Annotated in this window: 14 protein-coding genes; 13 read left to right on the top strand and 1 reads right to left on the bottom strand. The window is 55.9% G+C overall.

What is annotated here, in order from left to right:
• Positions 1–83 precede the first annotated feature (83 nt).
• From MKZ07_RS21055 to MKZ07_RS21005, 11 genes are all read left to right on the top strand, one after another.
• Positions 84–896 carry a uroporphyrinogen-III synthase gene (locus tag MKZ07_RS21055; protein WP_036692192.1) on the top strand — a complete coding sequence of 271 codons (813 nt, stop codon included), beginning with the start codon at positions 84–86 and terminating at the stop codon, positions 894–896.
• A 54-nt stretch (positions 897–950) separates the two neighbouring features.
• Positions 951–1,583: a ThuA domain-containing protein gene (locus MKZ07_RS21050; RefSeq protein ID WP_036692195.1), complete on the top strand. Its 633-nt coding sequence runs from the start codon at positions 951–953 to the stop codon at positions 1,581–1,583.
• A 115-nt stretch (positions 1,584–1,698) separates the two neighbouring features.
• A complete protein-coding gene (locus MKZ07_RS21045) occupies positions 1,699–2,046 on the top strand; it encodes a phasin family protein (RefSeq protein WP_036692199.1) in 348 nt (115 codons plus the stop codon).
• Entirely contained in the window at positions 2,047–3,717 is a 1,671-nt protein-coding gene (locus MKZ07_RS21040) for an ABC1 kinase family protein (RefSeq protein WP_036692201.1), read from the top strand.
• Positions 3,718–4,107: 390 nt separating this feature from the next.
• Positions 4,108–6,021 carry a DEAD/DEAH box helicase gene (locus MKZ07_RS21035; RefSeq protein WP_445670295.1) on the top strand — a complete coding sequence of 638 codons (1,914 nt, stop codon included), beginning with the start codon at positions 4,108–4,110 and terminating at the stop codon, positions 6,019–6,021.
• A 237-nt stretch (positions 6,022–6,258) separates the two neighbouring features.
• The gene (locus MKZ07_RS21030; RefSeq protein WP_036690412.1) at positions 6,259–7,092 is read left to right on the top strand and encodes a M15 family metallopeptidase; all 834 of its coding nucleotides are present in this window, start codon (positions 6,259–6,261) and stop codon (positions 7,090–7,092) included.
• Positions 7,093–7,576: 484 nt separating this feature from the next.
• Positions 7,577–7,915: a DUF3243 domain-containing protein gene (locus MKZ07_RS21025; RefSeq protein WP_036690410.1), complete on the top strand. Its 339-nt coding sequence runs from the start codon at positions 7,577–7,579 to the stop codon at positions 7,913–7,915.
• 325 nt (positions 7,916–8,240) lie between these two features.
• Positions 8,241–9,263 (top strand): LLM class flavin-dependent oxidoreductase, encoded by a 1,023-nt coding sequence (locus MKZ07_RS21020; RefSeq protein WP_341027400.1) that lies wholly within the window; start codon positions 8,241–8,243, stop codon positions 9,261–9,263.
• 117 nt (positions 9,264–9,380) lie between these two features.
• A complete protein-coding gene (locus MKZ07_RS21015) occupies positions 9,381–9,857 on the top strand; it encodes a glutathione peroxidase (RefSeq protein WP_341027398.1) in 477 nt (158 codons plus the stop codon).
• Between the two features lie 242 nt (positions 9,858–10,099).
• A complete protein-coding gene (locus MKZ07_RS21010) occupies positions 10,100–11,734 on the top strand; it encodes a formate--tetrahydrofolate ligase (protein WP_076159221.1) in 1,635 nt (544 codons plus the stop codon).
• Positions 11,735–12,347: 613 nt separating this feature from the next.
• The gene (locus tag MKZ07_RS21005) at positions 12,348–13,712 is read left to right on the top strand and encodes an FAD-dependent oxidoreductase (protein WP_076159218.1); all 1,365 of its coding nucleotides are present in this window, start codon (positions 12,348–12,350) and stop codon (positions 13,710–13,712) included.
• Between the two features lie 238 nt (positions 13,713–13,950).
• On the opposite strand, the gene MKZ07_RS21000 is transcribed toward MKZ07_RS21005, so the two are convergent.
• Entirely contained in the window at positions 13,951–14,337 is a 387-nt protein-coding gene (locus MKZ07_RS21000; RefSeq protein ID WP_036690402.1) for a nuclear transport factor 2 family protein, read from the bottom strand.
• A 284-nt stretch (positions 14,338–14,621) separates the two neighbouring features.
• On the opposite strand from MKZ07_RS21000, the gene MKZ07_RS20995 reads away from it, so the two are divergent.
• Both MKZ07_RS20995 and MKZ07_RS20990 read left to right on the top strand, forming a co-directional pair.
• Positions 14,622–15,449, top strand: a complete 828-nt coding sequence (locus MKZ07_RS20995) for a formate/nitrite transporter family protein (RefSeq protein ID WP_341027396.1) — start codon at positions 14,622–14,624, stop codon at positions 15,447–15,449.
• 568 nt (positions 15,450–16,017) lie between these two features.
• Positions 16,018–17,229, top strand: a complete 1,212-nt coding sequence (locus tag MKZ07_RS20990) for an MFS transporter (protein ID WP_036690399.1) — start codon at positions 16,018–16,020, stop codon at positions 17,227–17,229.
• Positions 17,230–17,266 lie beyond the last annotated feature (37 nt).

Here is a 17,266-nt window from a genome sequence, read left to right as displayed (position 1 = left end):
ATGCGGTCTGGTCTTTTCTTTTACCTCACTTTGCAAGTATACTGATAAGCAACAATACGGGGTGATGAAGGGGAGAATCGTTCATGGCAGAGCAATTAAAGGGCATTACCGTAGCCCTGGCCGGTCCGCGTAAAGCGGAAGACATGGCCAAGCTGGTAGAGAATATGGGAGGAATCGCGCTGCACCGTCCCGCTCAAGGGACAACCTTTCTGGATGATGCCGCCCTGCGTGAGGGGCTGATTGCCTGGACGGAGCAGCCGCCGGATCTGGCTATTCTGACTACCGGTATGGGGCTGGATGCATTGTTCGAGACGGCTGAGAAGCTTGCGCTTGCAGACCGCTTCCTGGAGGTTCTCTCTGCCTCACCTGTTGCTGCCCGTGGCTATAAGACAGTGAATGCCCTGAAGAAACGGGGAATTGAGCCGGTCGTGCGTGACGATGACGGCAGCTCTGCCGGACTGATCCGCGGCCTGCAGGACTATGATCTGCAGGGTAAGCGCGTCATGCTTCAACTGCACGGGGAGACTGCCCCGCAACTGGTCGGATGGCTGGAGCAGGCAGGCGCAGCGGTAAGCTGTGTGCAGCCTTACCGGTATACTCAGCCGGAGCCTGGAGCGCTGGATCTGCTGCTTGCAGAGATTACGGAAGGGCAAGTGGATGCGGTGGCGTTCACAAGTGCCCCGCAGTTCCGCTTCCTGGCACAGCATGCGCGGGAGCAGGGGCGGCTTGCCGCGCTGGTGCAGGCTTTTGAAGACAGGGTGCTGGCGGTATCTGTCGGCCGTCTGACCTCGGAGGCTCTAAAGGAAGAAGGCGTGAAGCGGATCGTCATGCCGGAGCACGAGCGGATGGGCAGCATGTTCGTTACCCTGGGCCGCTATATTGCGGCTAACCGTTAGCAGCGGACATTCAATTACAACTACAAATACAGAGAGATATGGAGGAGGAGACCTATGGATAAGAGAAAATGCCTGTTGTTAGGCGATTACACACACCCCCGGTTTCACCCGTTGCAAGGTGTGGACAAACAGGTCAGTGAAATTCTGAATGAGCTTCTGACCGTGCAATGCTCGGAGAACAAGAAGCTGATGCTGAGCGAGCATCTCTCCGGATATGATCTGTGTATCGCATACAATGAATTGTGGAATGAAACCGTATCTCCACAGCAGACGGCAGGTCTGCTGAGCTATGTCAGCGGAGGCGGCGGTCTGATTGTCCTTCACACCGGAATATCCCTGGCGAAGCGTTATGAACTGGCCCAGCTGATTGGCGGCAGATTCACCGGCCATCCGGCCTATACTCCGCTTCAGTTCAAGGTGCAGGAGCATGATATTACCGAAGGCATTGAAGACTTCCAGCTCGATGAAGAGCCGTACCGGTTCGAGTTCGATCCGTTCACCGAGAAGCAGATTCTGCTCGAATATGAAGCGGACGGGGAGATGCTGCCTGCAGCCTGGTGCCACAGCTATGGCCTGGGACGGGTGGTCTATCTGATGCCCGGCCATCATGAGCCGTCGTTCCGGCATCCGGCGATCCGCCAGCTGATTCTGCGGGCAGCCACCTGGGCGGCGCGTATCCCCAGATAATTAGCAAATAATCAGTAATATCGAAGCTAAGCCCCACTTTGCGGGGTTATTTTGTGAAATGGCGGGCGAAGGGGTATACTTTATCCATAACTGCAATCTTTGGGAGGGAAGTACCATGAGTGATCTGTTGAAGAAAGCTATCTCATTAGGCGTAGGCCTCACCATTGTCAGCAAGGAAAAGGTTGAAAAGGTCGTAGACGAGCTGGTGAAGCGGGGTGAGTTGGCCCCGTCGGAATCCAAGGCTCTGGTGGATCGGCTGGTAGAGCGCGGAGATGAAGAACGGGGTGTGTTCAAGTCTGCCGTGCAGGAGCAGGTTCAGCGGGTGCTGAAGGAGCTTAAGGTACCTGTGCAGGAGGATATCACCAGGCTGGAGTCGCGTATTGCCCAGCTTGAGGGCCGTGTTGCCGAGCTGGAAGGCAAGTCACCCCAGGAGACCACCGTGCCGGAACAGCGTACGGAATAAATGGCTGTCCGCATAAGGCACGCCGGACGTTACCGGGCAATCGCCATGGCGCTTATGCGTCATGGCTTCGGCTATATGGTGGAGGAACTGGGCCTCTACCATCTTCTGTCGCTTCCCCGCCGGATCATCACACAGGAGGTTCATGAAAGTGTGACCCTCGCTGAACGGGTCCGCAGGGTGCTGGAGGAGCTGGGGCCGACCTTCGTCAAATTGGGCCAGCTTGCCAGTACGCGCTCCGATCTGCTGCCTGATGCGATTATTCAGGAGCTGGTCAAGCTGCAGGACAATGTGCCGCCGTTCTCAGCCGAGACGGCCCGCAATATTCTGGAGCAGGAGCTGGACCAGCCTATTGATGCGGTCTTCGAATACTTCGAGAACAATCCGCTCGCTGCCGCCTCCATCGGCCAGGTGCACCGCGCTGTGCTGCATGGCGGGCAGAGTGTGGCGGTCAAAATACAACGCCCAGGCGTCATGCGGACGATGGGCAGGGATCTTGAGATTCTATCGGATCTAAGCCTGCTCGCCGAGCGCAAGATGGACTGGGCCAGGCAATACGGATTAGCCCGGATGGTCGAGGAATTCTCCCGTGCTCTGCTGGCGGAGCTGGATTATGCCCAGGAAGGGCGCAATGCCGAGCGTATAGCCGGGCAGCTGTCTGCCCAAGATAACGTATATATACCGGCCATCTATTGGGATTTCAGCTCCACCAGGATTCTGACCATGGAGTACATGGAAGGAATTACCTTGAACCGCAAGGACGAGCTGCTGGGCTCGGGTGTGAAGCTTAAGACGATCGCCCAGCAGTTTGTGGAGATGATGTTGAATCAGATTTTCATTCATGGCTTCTTTCACGCTGATCCGCATCCCGGCAATGTCATGGTGCTGAAGGACGGGAAGCTGGCTCTAATTGACTTCGGAATGGTCGGGCGGCTTAGCGAGGATATGAAGGATGGCCTGTCCGCGTTGGTGATTGCACTCATGCGCAAGAATACGGACTCGATGGTACGGGCCATTCTGCGCCTGGGAGTGATCCCGGAGGAGGCCGACCGGATGGCGCTGCACGAGGATATGGACCGGCTGCGCGAGCAGTATTATGATATCCCGTTCAAGCAGGTCAGCATCGGCAAGGCGCTGAATGATCTGTTCAGTATTGCCCGCAAGCACCGGCTGGTCATTCCGCCAGATCTGGCGCTGCTGGGCAAGACGATGCTGACCCTGGAGGGCATGGTCGCCAGCCTGGACCCGGCCTTCAGCATTATGCAGATGGCCGAGCCGTTCGGCAGACGTCTGGTCAAGCAGCGCTTCAGCGGAAGCCGCCTGCAGCGCAAGCTGCTGGGTGGGGTCGCTGATCTTGCCGAGAGTCTGGTCGAGCTGCCCGCCCAGGCCCGGCAGCTCTCCTCGCTGATCAGCAAGGGGAAGCTGAAGGTAGAGATCGGAGTACCCGAGCTGCAGGACCTGGAGCATAAGTTCAGCCGGATCGGTAACCGCCTCTCCTTCAGCATCGTGCTGCTGGCCTTCAGCATCATCATGGCTGGACTGATCGTTGCCTCCTCCCTGCGCGGGGAGCCGTCGCTGCTCTGGGACTTCCCGATTGTGGAGATCGGTTCAGTCATTGCACTGCTTATGATTCTGTGGCTGCTGTTCTCCATCTTCAAATCGGGCAGATTCTAGCCGGAAGAGCCGGATAAATAATTATTCTTCACCGGATGCACACAAAGGCTGCACAATCAAGTACAATATTAAGATAACTTGCCACAATTAAAGTGTAATGGAACGCAAATGGAGTGCCGTCTGAACGTCCGGTGGATCGCTGCTGCGCCGTATAACCGAACGTTTGACCGCTGCCTTGCGGGCCCATGGGACGGAAGGGCTCCGGTGACGGGGTGCTTCCGCTTTTATTTGAAACGATAAGAATGTGAACGGTACCGTCCTTGTAAAAGGGCCTGAGGGTGACATCCCCCTCTGCTAACGCTTGCGTACATTACTCCGTTACATGGATAAATATAAGTTATGGACTGACATGCTGAACTTAAATTTAGGGAAATTAGTGAGGTGGAGCAATTGCCGGGTTTTAAAGATTTAGGAGTATCAGAAGTGTTGATCGATCTGCTCAAGGGGCAGGGCATCGTGAAGCCGACGCCGGTGCAGGAAGAGGCGATTCCGCCACTGGTGCAGGGGCTGGATGTAATTGCGCGGGCGAAGACGGGAACGGGGAAGACGCTGGCTTTTCTGCTGCCGATTATGGACAAGATCCGGGTTGAGGCCGCGTATCCGCAGGCGCTGATTCTTGCGCCGACGCGTGAGCTGGCGCTGCAGATTACCGAAGAGGCGCGCAAGCTGGCCCGTCATACGGGTGTGAAGATTCTGGCGGTCTATGGCGGCCAGGATGTGGAGAAGCAGCTGCGTAAGCTGGAAGGCGGCAGACATCTGATCATCGGTACGCCGGGACGGCTGCTGGATCACCTGCGCCGGGAGACTCTGGACCTCAGCGGTGTGAAGATGCTGGTGCTGGATGAAGCGGACCAGATGCTGCATATGGGCTTCCTGGAGGATGTGGAGACGATCATCACGGCTGTGCCTTACCGCCGCCAGACGATGCTGTTCTCCGCGACAATGCCGGACCCGATCAAGCGGCTGGCAGCGAACTATATGAAGGAGCCGCTGGATGTCATTATCAAGAGCGGCTCGCCGATCCCTCTGGACAATATCCGCCAGCAGGTGGTGGAATGCTCGGACCGCAATAAGGAAGAGGCGCTGATCTCCCTGATCGAGCGCGACCGTCCTTACCTGGCGATCATCTTCTGCCGGACGAAGCGCCGGGCCATCAAGCTGAACGAGGCGCTGCAGGCGGCCGGTTATGAATGCGACGAGTTGCATGGCGATCTGTCGCAGGGCAAGCGCGAAGCCGTCATGAAGCGGTTCCGTGACGCCAAGCTCCAATTGCTGGTGGCTACGGATGTGGCGGCACGCGGCCTGGACGTTGAAGGGATCACCCATATCTTCAACTATGATCTTCCGCTGGATGCGGACAGCTATATTCACCGGATTGGCCGCACCGGCCGCGCCGGAGGCAAGGGCCTCGCGATCACGTTCGCTTCGCCGCGCGAGCGCGACGGGCTCGAGCTGATCGAGCACGGCATCTCCCAGCGGCTGGACCGCCGCCGGTACGAGAAGGATGAATTCGGCGTAGGCGAATTCACCTCCGTCCAAGGCGGCGGCTCGCCGCGCGGGCGGCAGAGCGCGGCGCCTGAAGCGGCGCGCGCCGGCCGTGGCGGCCGCGGGCAGGGCCGCAGCGGCGGTGCGCCGCGCGGCGAAGCCGCAGGGCGTCCGGGCGGGCGCGGACGCGGCGGCAAGGACGCAGGCGGCTGGGGCGCGCCTGCGGAAGGCGGCGGCCGCAGCCGGAAGGACGCGGCCGGAGGCGGCAAGCGCAGCGCGTACAGCGCAGCTGCGGCGCCGAAGGGCGACTCCGCCGGGCAAGGCGCGGCGAAGAAGCCGAGACCTGGCGGCGGCTACGGCGCCTTCGCCAGCGGCGGCGATAACGCACCAGCCAGCGGCTATGCTGCGGGTGCTGGTGCCGCGGGCGGGCGCGGCGGCAAGGGCGGCGCTGCGCGGGGCGGGGCCTCTAGAGGCAACGCCTCCCAGGGCGGGCCGAGCAGCGGCTACAGCACCAACGTATCCCGGGGCGCAGATGCCGGCGGCTTCAGCTACGGCGCTTCGAAGGGTGCCGGCTCGGGTGCCGGGTATAATCCCGGCGGCGCGAAGTCGAGCCCGAAATTCCGGGCGCATGTAGCGCGCAGCAACGATGCCGGGGGCGAAGGCGCCTCCGCTCCCAAAGGCGGCTCACGCGGCGGCTCCAAGGGCGGAAAAGGCGGCTTCAGCTCGGGCGGACGCAGCGGCGGCGGGAATTCATCGCGCGGCGGGCGCAGTGGAGGCTCCGGCGGCGGTTCACGCGGCGGACGCGGCTCCTCCAGATAAAGGCGCTTTACATGCATAGCTAATCCTTGTTACCATAGGGCCGTTGGCGTAACAGCCAATGACTCTATGGTAATATTTATTTACTGAAACCTTTTGGCTATTAGGCCTGTCTATTAGATACCGGAACAACCGGGTACAAGTATAGAGAGATACAGAATGTAACCTGCACTTTTGATACAACGGGTTCTGCCGAATTCAGAGTGCGAGGGTACACAACGTTTAGGAGGATTACACAGCATGTCCAAAACCGCCAAAATTGTCATTCTACTCATCGTCGTCATTGCGGTCGGCTGGGGAATCGGGAAGTATACGACACCGTCCGCTTCCCCGGAGAACGGAACCAATATTAACACAGGCACAGATCTGGGAGCCGAGGGGCCGGAGGCAGCGCCAGAAGCTTCGGCAGTGCCGGAGCCTACGGATCAGCCAGTTCCTGGCGGTTCAGGCAATGGTACTTCGGGGAATAATGATGCGGAGATGGTGGTAGCCGAGCCGGAGAGCATCGCGGTCATGGTCAATAAGCAGTACAGCCTGCCGGAGCAGTATAAGCCTTCCGATCTGGTTTACCCGGATGTTCCTTTTATTTTCTCGGAAAAAATTGAGAAGCGCATGCTGCGCCGTGAAGCGGCTGCGGCGCTGGAGGAGATGTTCGCGGGAGCGAAGGCGGACGGGGTCTATCTGGCCGGTGTATCCGGCTACCGTTCGGAATCGACCCAGAAAAGGCTGTTCAATAACTATGTCGCCAGAGACGGTGAAGAGAAGGCCCGTACTTACAGCGCCATGCCGGGACACAGCGAGCATCAGACCGGACTGGCCATTGACCTGTCCGGCAGAGACGGCAAATGTGCAGCCGAGAGCTGCTTTGCAGGGACGAAGGAAGCGGAGTGGCTTGCCGCCCATGCGGCTGAATACGGCTATATTATCCGGTTCCTTGAGGGCAAGGAGGCCATTACCGGGTACAAGTACGAGCCTTGGCATGTCCGTTATGTAGGCAAGGAGATAGCCGCTTCCATCGCCGAAAGAGGGATTACACTGGAAGAATATTATGACGCCGTCCCGGTGTCGAATTAGGTTCATACTATAATCAGGCGGTCCCGCGATTTGCGGGGCCGTTTGTGTGTTTGGGCGGGCGGTCAGGGGCTTGTTACCAGTATCTGTATTTCCACAAGTTCACAAAATCCACAGTATCTCCACAAGGTGTGCCCGGACGCTAGCGGAGTGCTATAGTTGAGTAATATATACTCTGGTCATACACGTCACAGGAAATAAGTGGATTTCATCCACCTGCTGCGGCGCGATTGAGCCATCCTCCGGCAGCAGTTGGATAATGAGCACTTAATTAATCAATATTCAGCAAAAGTAGTCAAACGCCACCAATTAGATGCTGTTTTTCCACTTGCTTGCGGCCGATCGCCTGAAATCGAGGAAATAAGATACGTTTATCCACTTGCATGCTGCTGAAGCGGGCGGTATCTCACTCAGCAGCATGGTTCACCCCCGGGAACGCTGGTTAAGTAGTGGGAAACCGCACACTATGAAATGGGAGGCGTTCTGGATGTCTGAACATAATCATGTGGTGAGTAAGGACGGCAGTGTGACCATGAACCGGGTAACGGAGGCGCTGGACCGGATCGATCCGGCACAGAAGGAGATGATTCTGGACAACTTCGGGCACTTCAAGGCTTATTTAGGAAAGCGCATTCAACTGGCGCAAAAAATCGGTCTCAGCGACGAACAGCTGGCACTGGCCGCCGAGAAAATCGCCGGTTACCTGGCAGCGTATGAGGAGCCCCGCAATAGTGAAGAGAAGCTGCTGCTGGAATTGTGGAAGGCCGGCAACAAGGAGGAGCGCCACCGGCTGGCGCATATGCTGGTGAAGATGGTGCAACAGTAGCAGATGCAGCGCCGGTAAGCAACAGGAGCACTACCAGTATCACCAACAGCAACGAGCAACATGGCTCCCTGAAAAAGTAACATGAATGCGTTGCTACATTCATTCCAAATTAAAATTAAATCAGGCGGTTCCGCGATCCATGTGGAGCCGCCTGGTTACTGTGCCAGTAACCTTTGACACCTCTGTCTCTGGCTGAACCGTTGTGCGTAGGTTTGGGCGGCGTTACAATCTTCCGGTTGTGAATTACATTGGTGCGGGTATATTTAGTATAGGATGTACGGTACTCTGAAGCCTCGAAAATCCAACCCATTGGAGCTGCTCTCACATGAAATTAAGCATTCTCGATCAATCCCCGGTGCCGGAGGGAAGCACTCCGTCCGAGGCGCTCCGGCAGACGGCGCTGCTGGCCCGCGAAGCGGAACGGCTTGGTTATCACCGCTTCTGGGTCGCGGAGCATCATGCTGCGCCGGGCCTCGCCAGCTCCAGCCCGGAAGTGCTGATGGCGCATCTCGCTGCGGTGACCTCAGCGATCCGCATCGGCGCGGGAGCGGTGCTGCTCCCGCATTACAGTGCGTTCAAGGTCGCTGAGAATTTCCGTGTCCTGGAGGCGCTCTATCCCGGGCGGATCGACCTCGGGATAGGGAGGGCGGCAGGCGGCGGTGCTCTGGCCGCCAATGCCCTTCAGGATACCCGTGTCACTATTGACGACGTTGACCGGTACGAGCAGCAGATTCAGGAGCTGATGGCCTATCTCTATGAATCTGAGGGCGGAGCATCCCCGCAGCGTTATGCCGGATTACGGGCAACGCCTGCGGTGGACTCAGCGCCGGAGGTCTGGTTGCTGGGCTCAAGCGGAGAGAGTGCGGCGCTCTCAGCCCGGCTGGGAACCGGATATGCCTTCGCCCGGTTCATTGCCCGGAATGGAGGAGCAGGCGCGGTGCATGCGTACCAGGACAGCTTCGCGCCGTCCGTGGCTGCTGCATCGCCGAAGTCGCTGCTTGCTGTGTTCGTAGTCTGTGCGGAGACATCGGCCGGGGCAGACCGGCTGGCTGCCAGTATGGATCTCTCACTGGTCAGCCTGGAGAGGGAACACCTCTCTGCCCCAACCCCGTCCGTAGAGACTGCGCTGAACTATACATATACCCCGTACGACCGCTTCACCATTACAGATAACCGGAAGCGGATGGTCATAGGCTCGCCTGCTGAAGTCAGGGAGAAGCTTCAGCTGCTGGCAGAAGAATACCGCTGCGGGGAGCTGATGATTTCTTCGCATATCCATGACTTCGGGGACAAGCTGCAATCCATCCGGCTCATCGCCGAAGCCTGCGGGCTGGAGCGCAGGGCGTAGCCATCTCCGCCGGAATTTGGTTTTGGCTGCGAATAGGGTAGAATGAAGAGGTTACTTATTGAAGCTTAAAGCGCACTTCAGAACTGGGCCATACAGCCGAAAGGAAGCGAAGCAGAGATGTCGATTTATAGTTTTGCCGGAGTGAAGCCTTCGGGTACAGAAGTGCCGTTTAAGGACTATGAGGGCAAGGTGCTGCTGATCGCCAATACGGCCAGCAAGTGCGGACTGACCCCGCAGTACGGAGATTTGCAGAAGCTGCACGAGCAGTACGGGGACCAGGGGCTGATGGTGCTGGGCTTTCCGTGCAACCAGTTCGGGGGCCAGGAGCCGGGCACAAGCGAGGAAGCGGAGTCCTTTTGCCAGATTAACTATGGAGTCACGTTCCCGGTGTTCGCCAAGGTCGATGTGAATGGTCCGGAGGCGAGCCTGCTGTTTCAATATTTGAAGGGCCAGCAGCCGGGTGACGGCGAGAGCAGTGATATCCAGTGGAACTTCACGAAGTTCCTGGTAGACCGCAGCGGCAATGTAACGGCCCGTATCGAGCCGAAGGAATCACCGGAGAGCATGAAGGGGCTTATCGAATCCCTGCTGTAATGAGTCTGAAATTATCCGCTCTGAAGGCCGGAGCAAGGCTATACCTGTTCTCCCGGATAGTGGTGCAGATGCGCCCGGTCCGGGAGTTTTCTATAATATAAGTTTCACTCTTTATGAAAATTATCCTTGAATCTTTTCAGAGACCCTGTATCCTTTGAAGAGACATGTTTCGCGTGACACCATGAATGGCATACAGGAAGCAAGGATGCAGGATAATAACGGCAGGAGGGTTACATACAGGCATGAGGTTAATTACAGAGGTAGCATCGTCAGCGGGGATCAAGGAAGAGCATCTGGAACTGTACGGCAAATATAAAAGCAAGCTGGCGCCCTCGCTCTGGGCAGAGCTGGAGAACAAACCGGACGGCAAACTGGTTCTGGTTACCGCAATGAATCCTACACCGGCAGGTGAAGGCAAGACGTTGACGACGATCGGGCTTGCCCAGGCGATGAATGCAGCGGGTGTACGCACGGTAGCAGCGCTGCGTGAACCCTCACTTGGTCCCTGCCTGGGGATGAAGGGTGGAGCGACCGGGGGCGGCAAAGCGCAGATCGTTCCGGCAGATGAGATTAACCTGCATTTCACAGGGGATATCCATGCGGTGACGTCAGCGCATAACCTGCTCTCGGCGATGATCGACAATCATATGTTCCAGGGCAACAGCCTGGGGCTTGATCCGCAGCGTATCGTCTGGAAAAGAGTTATGGATATGAATGACCGCAGCCTGCGGAATATCGTGACCGGCATTGGCGACGGCAACGGAACTGTGCGGGAGAGCGGTTTTCAGATTACAACAGCCTCCGAGATTATGGCCGTGCTGTGCCTGTGCAGCGACCTTGCGGATCTGAAGCAGCGGCTCAGCCGTATTCTGGTCGGGTATGACCATGCCGGTCAGCCGGTAACGGCACAGGCGATTGGAGCCGTGGAGGCGATGACTGCGCTGTTGAAGGAGGCGGTGAAGCCGAATCTGGTGCAGACGCTGGAGGGAACCCCGGTTATTGTGCATGGCGGCCCGTTCGCCAATATTGCCCACGGCTGCAGCAGTGTGATCGGAACCCGCTACGCGCTGAAGCTGGGTGATGTGGTGGTGACCGAGGCTGGCTTCGGCGCGGACTTGGGCGCGGAGAAATTCATGGACATCAAATGCCGCCAGGCCGGGCTTGCTCCTGCGGCTGCTGTCCTGGTGGTTACGGTGAAGTCGCTGAAATACAACGGCGGTGTCCGCAAGGAAGAACTGTATGAGGGCAATCTGCCGGCACTGCTCTCCGGATTGTCCAATATGGAGCGTCATATTGAGAATCTGCGCAAGTTCGGCGTACCTGTGCTGGTGGCGCTGAATCATTTTGAAGGGGATGCCCCTGCTGAAGTGAATGAGGTGCTGGAGGCCTGCGGGCGGCTGGGTGCACCTGCTGCGGTATCCAAGGTATGGGCGGAGGGAAGCGCAGGCGGACAGGAGCTGGCGAAGGAGCTGATGAAGCTGCTGGACCGGGAGGAGCCTGTGCAGTACGCACCGCTGTATGAAGACCATCTGGATATTCCGTCCAAAATCAACCGCATTGTCACGGAGATCTACCGTGGAGCGGGAGTAGCCTTTTCTCCAGCTGCCAAGCGCAGTCTGGCGGTTATTGACCGGCTGGGCCTGCACCATCTTCAGGTCTGCATGGCCAAAACCCCGTATTCCTTCTCGGATCAGCCCCGCCTGCTCGGAGCCCCGGAAGGCTTCACCATGGGCATCCGGGACATCACCCTGTCCCTCGGGGCGGGATTCGCTGTTGTGATCACCGGCAACATGGTCACGATGCCGGGCCTCCCCGCCAAGCCGGCGGCAGAAAGCATACTGGTCGATGAGGATGGCGTAATTTCGGGTCTGGAATAAGACACTTCCGATCGTGACTACCAGCAGCATAAGACCATAGGGCTGTATAGCGAGTAGCGATTAGCAAATAACAATGAGTATAGCTTGGCCTTACTTTATCGCAGGTATGCTGCGGGAGTGAGGCTTTTTTGTATGCGAAAAAGCGAATACATTTTGCAGCCGCGAGGGTAAGTGACCGCAATGTAATCGAAAAACCGATTACAATGGGCTGGGCGTAGCGGACACGGAGCAAATGTAATCGAAAAACCGATTACAATGGGCTGGCGCGAGGTGCTCAAGCTCGATGGAAGTGATTTAGTCCGATTACAGGGCTGCGGTTCTGCCTAACTCTTTATCCTCCTGCTGTTTCCTGCTCCTGGCAGACATAATGCCCCTCCTCCGGGGGAAACTAAACCAAGGTTGAAGAGCGCATCGGCGGCACTAGTGGAGTGGATGATGCGGTGAAACTCCAAAGTTATTAAAATTTGAAATTGTGAACATTGTGAGAAAAATCACAAAACTACTTGCAATGTGATAAATATCACAATATAATCAGTGTATAAAGTGAAAACAATCACAAACGTAAACACAAGCCCTACTAAATAAGCTTTTCAACTTGGAGGAGGAAGAAATCATGAAAGTAGCAGTCATTGGATGTACCCACGCCGGAACGGCCGCCATTGTAAATACCGCACAGTTATACCCGGATGCACAGATCACGGTGTACGAGCGCAACGATAATATCTCATTCCTGTCTTGCGGCATTGCCTTATACGTTGGCGGTGTGGTCAAGGACCCGCAGGGACTATTCTATTCCTCCCCGGAACAGCTGGCTGCGCTAGGTGTGCAGACGAAGATGCGCCATGAGGTAATTAACGTGGATACCGCCCGCAAAACCCTGAAAGCCCGCAACCTCGTGACCGGCGAGGAAATGGAAGATACGTATGACAAATTAATTATGACAACCGGTTCATGGCCAATTGTGCCTAAGCTCGAAGGAATAGAGATGGAGGGTATCCTGCTCTCGAAGAACTACAATCATTCCAACACCATTATCGAAGAAGCGCAGAAGGTGAACAGAATTACTGTGGTCGGTGCCGGATATATCGGGGTCGAGCTGGTGGAGGCTTTTCAGATGAACGGCAAGGAAGTTACGCTGATTGACGGGGAAGACCGCATCCTGAGCAAATATCTCGACGAAGAGTTCACCGCACCGATCCAGCAGTCGCTTGAGGATCACGGCATTAAGCTGGCGCTGGGCGAGAAGGTTGCCTCTTTCGCAGGGGAGAACGGCAGAGTGACCAAGGTGATTACGAGCAAGGGTGAACATGAGACGGATCTGGTGATACTCTGCATCGGCTTCCGTCCGAATACCGAGCTGCTGAAGGGTCAAGTGGATATGCTGCCGAACGGCGCGATTATGGTTAACGATTATATGCAAACCAGCCTGCCGGATGTCTATGCTGCCGGTGACAGCTGCGCGATTCATTACAATCCGACCGGGAAGCACGCGTACATTCCGCTGGCCACCAATGCAGTGCGTATGGGAACGCTGGTCGCCCGCAATCTGGTCTCGAACACGATCCCCTACATGGGTACGCAAGGAACATCGGGCATCAAGATCTATGAGGACAATATTGCCGGAACCGGACTAACGGAAGAGGCTGCCGCAGCCGAGGGAATGGATACGGAGAGTGTAATGCTGATCGACAACTACCGTCCGGAGTTCATGCCGACCTTCGAGCAGGTTCAGGTAAAAGTGGTCTTTGACCGTGCCACCCGCCGCATTCTGGGCGCGCAGATTATGTCCAAGATGGATCTGACGCAGTCGATCAATACCGTATCGGTCTGCATCCAGAACAAGATGACCGTTGACCAGCTGGCCTTCATCGACTTCTTCTTCCAGCCGCATTACAACAAGCCTTGGAACTTCCTGAACACTGCAGGCCTTCAGGCTCTGCCTAAGCCTGCTCCCGTCAAGGAGCCTGTCCACGCTTAATTTATTGATACCTTTGTATTAGAGCCCATTCCGGGCTCTTTTTTTTGAAAAGGGAATTATGATTTTCTTCCGATGTGGATAAGTGGTGCATAAAGCCGGGGATACGCGAGTGGTCATCCGGGCTGAATGTGGTCGAAAAACCGACTACATCTTATCCGTCTATTTCTCGCCGAAACGGTACCGTCCTTGTAAAGGACGGCAAAGCCGTTTCCACTTGTGTTTCTTAAATGTTATGTGCTCAGCTGCGGTCCTCAATCAACACAATTTCTCCATCCTTAATGCCGAATATAGACGTTCCCTTTAGCCGCAGCATATCACCGGCCGATAATCCGCCAGGCATATCCACGGCAAGGATGCCTTCATAATCAATGGCCACCTCAACATTATTGTCAGGTCCTGCGCTGTACCCGGTAATGATCTGGCGGCGGCTGGAGAACATCGTTGATGATTGCTCAGCCAATGCCCGGAATGCCGGGATGCCGCTGGTTTCCGTGGTGGTTACCCCATTTGAAATATTCCGGAAGATGATATCCTGGTGCATCAGGTCAACCATGCCTTGAATGTCAAAAGAATTATATGCCCTGATATACGTTTCAATGATGTCCTGTACTTCTTGGCTAACCATACAAAGACTCCTCTCTCCGGCCTGTTTAACAAGCAGCCGGTATAACTTTTATCTTTTTTATTCGCTGCTGGATGCTCCGGTTCCTTCCGGTGAGATTAATCTGTGAATTCCTTGAGCTGTATTAAATCAGTGCATGAATCCAGCTTTTATGGTAAATTTGACATGTCAGTGAAAACTTTCACTTGGTTTTTCGGATAGTGACTTTTATCACGTAAATGTGATTAGGATCACGTTACAATGGCATAAAGGAACAAATTTTAAGTAATTAGAAGGGGATAGGAATCATGGCTTATAACAAACCGCAGGGAATCGCTGAAGTTACGGTAGAGAACGGAGTCAAGAAGGCACATAATCCGCTTAGCACTGTACTCATTCTCGGTTTTCTGGGAGGGGCGTTTATCGCGCTCGGATTTTTGCTGGATATTCGTGTCATTGCCGGTGCGCCTGCCGAGTGGGGGTCCATTGCTAACTTCATCGGGGCTGCGGTGTTCCCGGTTGGACTCATTCTGGTGCTGCTTGCCGGAGGGGAACTGCTGACGGGCAATATGATGGCGGTGCCGCTGGCGTTCATTGCGAAGAAGATCTCGTTCTGGGAAGTGATGAAGAACCTCGTGCTGATCACGCTCAGCAACCTGGCAGGCGCCTTGTTCGTTGCTTATTTCTTCGGTCACATCGTTGGTCTTACATCAGATGGTGTGTATCTGGAGAAGCTGGTAAGTATGGCGGAGCATAAGATCGATGCTACGTTCCTGCAGGCTTTTATCTCCGGGATCGGCTGTAACTGGCTCGTAGCGCTGGCGGTATGGCTGTCGTACGGGGCAGACAATTTCAGCGGCAAAATCCTCGGTATCTGGTTCCCGACCATGGCGTTTGTGGCCATCGGCTTCCAGCACGTTGTAGCTAACATGTTCCTTATCCCTGCTGCGATCTTCGAAGGACATTTCACCTGGGGCCAGTATGTGGCCAACTTCGTTCCGGTCTGGCTGGGCAATCTGACGGGCGGCGCGATCTTCGTGGCTGCTGCGTACTGGATGGCCTATCTGCGCAAGGAGGCGGGAGCAGTGAACTCGGCTGCAGGCGTCCCTGCTGCGGGTTTGAAGAAACACGCTTAATCAATATCGGACCTGACCCGGTGAATCGCCTGACTGTACCATAGCTTGGCCTAAGCACTTCCTGCTTCTCGGCATCCTGCTTCAAGGGATTCGTAGAGACAGGGAGTGTTTTTATGTCGGGTACAGCAGGATCTTTCTCCGGACACAAGTGGAAACGGCTTTGCCGTCCTTTATAAGGACGGTAACGTTTCAGCGAGAAATAGAAGGATAATTTATAGAGTAAAACTTATAAATACTTATATTTAAACAAAATTCACCGTGCAATCCGATTCGGGGGAACGAAATCGGATCTCACGGTGAATAAAATAGGGAGTGTTTCATATGGATCATTACCCCGGGTTCCGGGGAACGAATCAGTGCCGGCAAGGTATTTTTGTTTACGTGTGAAAGAGCGGGTTATAGAATATTAATATCGCTGGCGGCGGTGAAGAAGGGATTGATTTTCAATAGGATAATTCTCTGGTTTCCCGCGATACAGCATTAACGCGCATGCTTGCCCTGCCCCCTGTGTTGGGATGATACTGGATGGATTAATGACAGCTATGTTACAGGGGATGACAGACAAGATATGAGATTCATGCAGGCCTATCCGAAGGAAATAAAAGTATTCTTGATTGCCAGTCTTATTAATGCTACCGGCAGTGCGCTGATGTGGCCGCTGGTTACCATGTATGTATTCGATGAACTGGGACGTAGTATGAAGGACGCGGGAATTGTTCTGCTGGTGCAGTCCCTTGGGGGGATTGCCGGTCAGCTGCTGGGCGGCTCGTTGTACCATAAGGTAGGGGTCAACCGACTGATTGTCGGCGCTCTGGCCATGAATGCCCTGACGCTGTTTGCCCTCCCGTGGGCGAGCGGAAGCTGGAGCGTATTCATTATCGTGATGGGGCTGATGGGATTGTTCAACTCCCTCTCCCTCCCGGCGATTCAGGCGTTTATCGGCTTCCGGTTCGCGGAGCAGCGCGCCGAGCTGTTCAATATCATCTATGTTGCTAATAATATAGGGGTAGCTCTGGGAACCGCGCTGAGTGGCTTCCTGGGCAATTATATGCTGAGCTTTGTGCTCAACGGAGTCACCTCGGCTGTATTTGCCGGATTCTTCTTCATCTATCTGCGCAGGGTAGGGGCGGCACCGGCTCAGGGCCAAGCCGCTAAGAAGCATCCGCAGAATGAAGTATCGGGCTGGAGACTTCTCGGCCATATACGGATCTATCTGTTCATGGCGCTGGGTTCGATGTTCCTGCTGATCGGCAATTCGATCTGGAACAGCGGAGTCTCGCCGTTCATTATCTCGGAGGGCTGGTCGAAGCAGCTATACGGCTTCCTCTGGACGCTGAACGGTGTGCTGATCTTCGCGGCGCAGCCGCTGGTCAGCCTGATCAAGCGCGGATTCGCGCAGACGTCAACCGCGCAGATGACGGCAAGCGCCGTCTTTTACCTGGCCGGGTATGCTGTAATTCTGATGGTGCCAAGCTATCCGGGGATGCTGCTGGGCATGGTGCTGGCTACCCTTGGGGAGATGCTGATCTCTCCGGCGATGCCTTCCTTCATCTCGGAGCATGCCCAGCGCAGCGCGCCGTTCTATCTCGGGCTCAGCGGCGGGATCGGCGCAATCGGACGTGTCATCGGGCCATATCTGATGGGCGTTCAGTTCGACAGGGGCGGTCTTGCGCCTACCGGCTGGCTCGCTTGCGGCATGGCTGTGCTGTCTGTAGGATTCTTCGCGGTCCACGCCTACGTGAATCGTTCGGCCGTACAGCCTGAGCGCAGGACAGCATAATCGTTCAGGCTGTAACTAAACCTTTTACGATCTGCTT

The sequence above is a fragment of the Paenibacillus sp. FSL P4-0338 genome (assembly GCF_038002365.1).
Taxonomy (GTDB): domain Bacteria; phylum Bacillota; class Bacilli; order Paenibacillales; family Paenibacillaceae; genus Paenibacillus_AQ.
The sequence above is the reverse complement of the archived record's forward strand: the minus strand, read 5'-3'. Positions and strand labels throughout refer to the sequence as shown.

Bases quoted from the DNA above. Each gene is read 5' to 3' on its own strand.
- MKZ07_RS21055 (WP_036692192.1), top strand. From the start codon at position 84: ATGGCAGAGCAATTAAAGGGCATTACCGTAGCCCTGGCCGGTCCGCGT.
- MKZ07_RS21050 (WP_036692195.1), top strand. From the start codon at position 951: ATGGATAAGAGAAAATGCCTGTTGTTAGGCGATTACACACACCCCCGG.
- MKZ07_RS21045 (WP_036692199.1), top strand. From the start codon at position 1,699: ATGAGTGATCTGTTGAAGAAAGCTATCTCATTAGGCGTAGGCCTCACC.
- MKZ07_RS21040 (WP_036692201.1), top strand. From the start codon at position 2,047: ATGGCTGTCCGCATAAGGCACGCCGGACGTTACCGGGCAATCGCCATG.
- MKZ07_RS21030 (WP_036690412.1), top strand. From the start codon at position 6,259: ATGTCCAAAACCGCCAAAATTGTCATTCTACTCATCGTCGTCATTGCG.
- MKZ07_RS21025 (WP_036690410.1), top strand. From the start codon at position 7,577: ATGTCTGAACATAATCATGTGGTGAGTAAGGACGGCAGTGTGACCATG.
- MKZ07_RS21020 (WP_341027400.1), top strand. From the start codon at position 8,241: ATGAAATTAAGCATTCTCGATCAATCCCCGGTGCCGGAGGGAAGCACT.
- MKZ07_RS21015 (WP_341027398.1), top strand. From the start codon at position 9,381: ATGTCGATTTATAGTTTTGCCGGAGTGAAGCCTTCGGGTACAGAAGTG.
- MKZ07_RS21010 (WP_076159221.1), top strand. From the start codon at position 10,100: ATGAGGTTAATTACAGAGGTAGCATCGTCAGCGGGGATCAAGGAAGAG.
- MKZ07_RS21005 (WP_076159218.1), top strand. From the start codon at position 12,348: ATGAAAGTAGCAGTCATTGGATGTACCCACGCCGGAACGGCCGCCATT.
- MKZ07_RS21000 (WP_036690402.1), bottom strand. From the start codon at position 14,337: ATGGTTAGCCAAGAAGTACAGGACATCATTGAAACGTATATCAGGGCA.
- MKZ07_RS20995 (WP_341027396.1), top strand. From the start codon at position 14,622: ATGGCTTATAACAAACCGCAGGGAATCGCTGAAGTTACGGTAGAGAAC.
- MKZ07_RS20990 (WP_036690399.1), top strand. From the start codon at position 16,018: ATGAGATTCATGCAGGCCTATCCGAAGGAAATAAAAGTATTCTTGATT.